Genomic DNA, 3,669 nt, shown 5'->3' on the forward strand with positions numbered 1-3,669 from the left:
TTAAATAATTATTTACGCGATATGACAACTAACTATAAAACTAGTTTCTTATTACCACATGATTATGAAATACCAACATTTAATTACCCACAATATGTCTTACCACCAGTGCCATATAACTATCAACCTTATACCAAAGATATAATTCCCGCTAATGCAAAATTACCTATTAATTTTAATTTTACCGTGCAACAACAATGCAAAAGTACATTAAATAACATAGTTAATTTATTTGATGATACAGAATAATATATAGGTTATTATGAAACTGAAATTGATTTAAAACAAATTGACCCAACAATTCAAAGCATTAGTAAATTTCAAGATGTTTATAAAACAATAGAAATAAGTAATCTTAATAATTTTTCTATTATTAATAGTGCAACTAAAATAGAAAATTATGATTATAGTAAAACAACAGAATTATTGGCAGGATTTGAAATATGTGGTATCGTTTTAGGCAAATTATCTAAACTTGTTGTTAAATACGGTGGAAAACAACAAATAACAAATGCTAATTTTCCTCAAAATAAAATCATTAAAACAGATGAAATTTCAACAAAAATTAAATCATTTGTTATAAGTAAAGCAGATGATTTAATAGAAGAAAATTATCATACACAATATAAAATTGAAGGCAGAAGTCAATTATCATTAATATTTTTAATGCAGATATCATCAATTAAAAATATAGAAAATAAGAATAATGTTCAAAATGTATATTTACAAGTATATTATACAAATGATATGAAATTAAAAATTAGATTTTCAAAAGTAATATGACCAAAAATTATTGGTGTTTATTATCCTGACTATAAAAAATTTGGAAATTTTAATAATTTAACTTTTTCAAATAATTCTGATAAATTAAATTTTACTAGTAAAAACAACAAACCGGTTAAAATTACAATTAAACCAAGATAAAAAATAGAAAAATACACGCTAAGCCTATTTTTTTATTTTTATTTAACTTTTATATTACCATCTGTATAAATATCTAAATCAGGTACATTATTATCTAAATTTCAACGATAAATTGCTTTAAAATATTTTCCATTATCTTTATTTCATTTAACATCACTATCATTATCATTATTAACAATGAATAAAATAACAGTTTCATAACCTCAATAAATTTCAACACCAATATAAAGTTCCATATTATTTTTCTTATCTAACATTTTTCTATGTTCTTTATAAATTTTATCATTGTTAAATTTAACAATAAATCAATTATCATTTGTGTTCCCGCGCCATACTACATAATATCATTTATTATCAACTGTATTAAATGGTTTTTCTTGTGGTGCTATTCATTCTAAATTATCTTTAATTTCTTGATTTGTTGTATTTATTTTATTTTCTTCTTTTAATTTTGTTAATTCTTCGGGTGTATATTCTGATATATTATCACAAGCAACTAAACTTGTTGTATTTGTTCCAATTAAGGCTATTGATCCAATAATACTTAATAATCTTTTCATTTAATTATTTCCTCTTTTATTATCAATTAAGTGAATCTATTGAAACAGTATAATTAACAATTATATTTCCCGTATAAGTATTTGTATCAGAAGAATAGATAATTGCATTGGTATTACTAATATTTTCAACTTTAATTTTTGTAATATCTAAGTCGGTATACATTTCTTTTAGTTTATTTTTAATTTGTTCTTTTGTTGGATTAGATAAATTTTCAGTTTTAAATTCACCTAAATTATTATTTTTAATAATTTTATTTAAATTAATATTAGATATAAAAGTAACGACTACTTCACCACTTAAAATATCTTTTTGTTTATAACTTATTTTTGCATATGTAGGAGTTATATTTTTAACCTCAAAATCATTTATAATATCTGCTAAATTTGGATTTAATTCTTTTAATCTATCTTTGATTTGTTGTTCTGTTGATAAATTTAAACCATTAGTTCTAATTGAATCTAATTCAATGTTTTTAATAATTAATTTTACTGGTCTACTATATTTAATATTTAATTCACCATTATAAATATTTATATCATTTGAATTAACTTTAGCATTACTTGTTGTAATACTTGTAACATTAATTTTTGTTGTGTCTAATTGTGGGTTTAATTCTAATAATCTAAACTTAATTTGTTCTTNATAACTATTACCTAATTTTGAAAAATCTATTTCTCCTAAATTAGGGTTTGCAATAACATTGTTTAAAGGTATAGATTTATCAACTATAAAAGTAAGTGTTGTTTCTCCAGAAAATCCATCTATAGTAATATTTACAGAATTACTAGTAATATTTTTGACTTTAATTTGTTCAGCCGCTATGTGTGGATATTTATTAATTAATTTATCTTTGATTTGTTGTTCTGTTGGAATGTCAGCTCCATTAGTTTTAAAAATAGGNCTTTGTNNNGTTTGTCTTTTTACTCTTATACTTTGTTTTTTTTGATAAGGGCTGGCGGCAATTGTTGTTGGTACTGCACTTCCACTAATTGCTAATACGCTTAATAAACTAAGTAATTTTTTCATTACGTGTTTTTTCTCCTTTTCTTATCTTGAAACTATTTATTGAAATTCTTCATCAAGATTTACCTTCAGTATATATATACAAGCAAAATTATGAATTATTTACAAAATTTTATCTTGAAAAATGACTATTATGACGCGTTTTAAAGGNTAAATTAGCAATAAAATATATTAAGTTTATAAAAAAGATAGNNNANNNNTTCTTTTTTTCGAAAACAATAAAGTTTTTACGCACTTCTATGGTAGCCCAGCTTAAGAGAAAATATATTAAAAAAATAATAAAAGCTTAATCATGCATAAACTGTCAGATCTGGCTCTATATTTTTAAATTCTCAGCCTATTGCGTATATGAATTCAAATATAATTTTTGTGGTAGAATGTGTGCCACAGGCCGAAGGTAGGGCTAACTTTATTTTTAATATATGTGCATATATATATATATGCTCTGGATCAGTAGATTACGCTAAGTCGTTCTAGTCCAATTCGTCTATATATTATTTCTAAAATAATTTGTAAAAATAAATAAATAAATGCGCAGTTCTAGTTATAGTACTTATTATATAATCTGCCAAATAGTTAAATAGAGTACTTAATTATATCCTGATTTTGTATTTATATTTTTATATATTTAGTTTAAAGTGGAGTTTCATTAAAAAATAAATATTTGAATATTTTAATATTATTTTTTAATTATACTTCCCTTATAGTTATATAGTTAAACATAATATATTAAAATAATTGTTTACATCACATTATGCACTCCGTTTAAAATGCGGCATGTATAAAATATTTAAAATATTTTATTTATTTTATTTAACTTAATTATTTATTTATTTTATTTTATTTTATACTTTTTCATTCATTCATTTAAAATTGTAATAATATCATCACCGCTTTGGCATTAGAGATCAATTAAATTTCACTGAATTCGAGAAGCCAATCCTGTATAATTTTATTGTAAAGATCACACATAATAATATGATCGCCTAATATTCGATTGGCTATTTCAGTTTCTGCCTCATATATATAAAATAAAATAAAATAAATAAATACTGTTTGATTAATAGAAATAGTTAGATTGTTGATAGATATAATATAATATAACCGTAATGTAAAAGTCAAACTATTTCTTGTAATGAAATAAATATCTAAATCCTCAAG

Annotated in this window: 3 protein-coding genes; 2 read left to right on the plus strand and 1 reads right to left on the minus strand. The window is 22.2% G+C overall.

Annotated elements, in window-relative coordinates; all coding sequences use genetic code 4:
* Together BST80_RS04565 and BST80_RS04570 are read left to right on the plus strand one after the other, a co-directional pair.
* Nucleotides 1-249: hypothetical protein (locus tag BST80_RS04565; protein ID WP_415746162.1), on the plus strand; the 249-nt coding region annotated here is incomplete at its 5' end.
* Between the two features lie 177 nt (nt 250-426).
* Nucleotides 427-924 carry a hypothetical protein gene (locus BST80_RS04570; protein WP_415746163.1) on the plus strand — a complete coding sequence of 166 codons (498 nt, stop codon included), beginning with the start codon at nt 427-429 and terminating at the stop codon, nt 922-924.
* Between the two features lie 38 nt (nt 925-962).
* On the opposite strand, the gene BST80_RS04575 is transcribed toward BST80_RS04570, so the two are convergent.
* Nucleotides 963-1,484 carry a lipoprotein gene (locus BST80_RS04575; protein ID WP_415746164.1) on the minus strand — a complete coding sequence of 174 codons (522 nt, stop codon included), beginning with the start codon at nt 1,482-1,484 and terminating at the stop codon, nt 963-965.
* Nucleotides 1,485-3,669 lie beyond the last annotated feature (2,185 nt).

The organism is Spiroplasma sp. Moj (genome assembly GCF_016082285.1).
In the GTDB taxonomy this organism is placed as follows: domain Bacteria; phylum Bacillota_I; class Bacilli_A; order Mycoplasmatales; family Mycoplasmataceae; genus Spiroplasma; species Spiroplasma phoeniceum.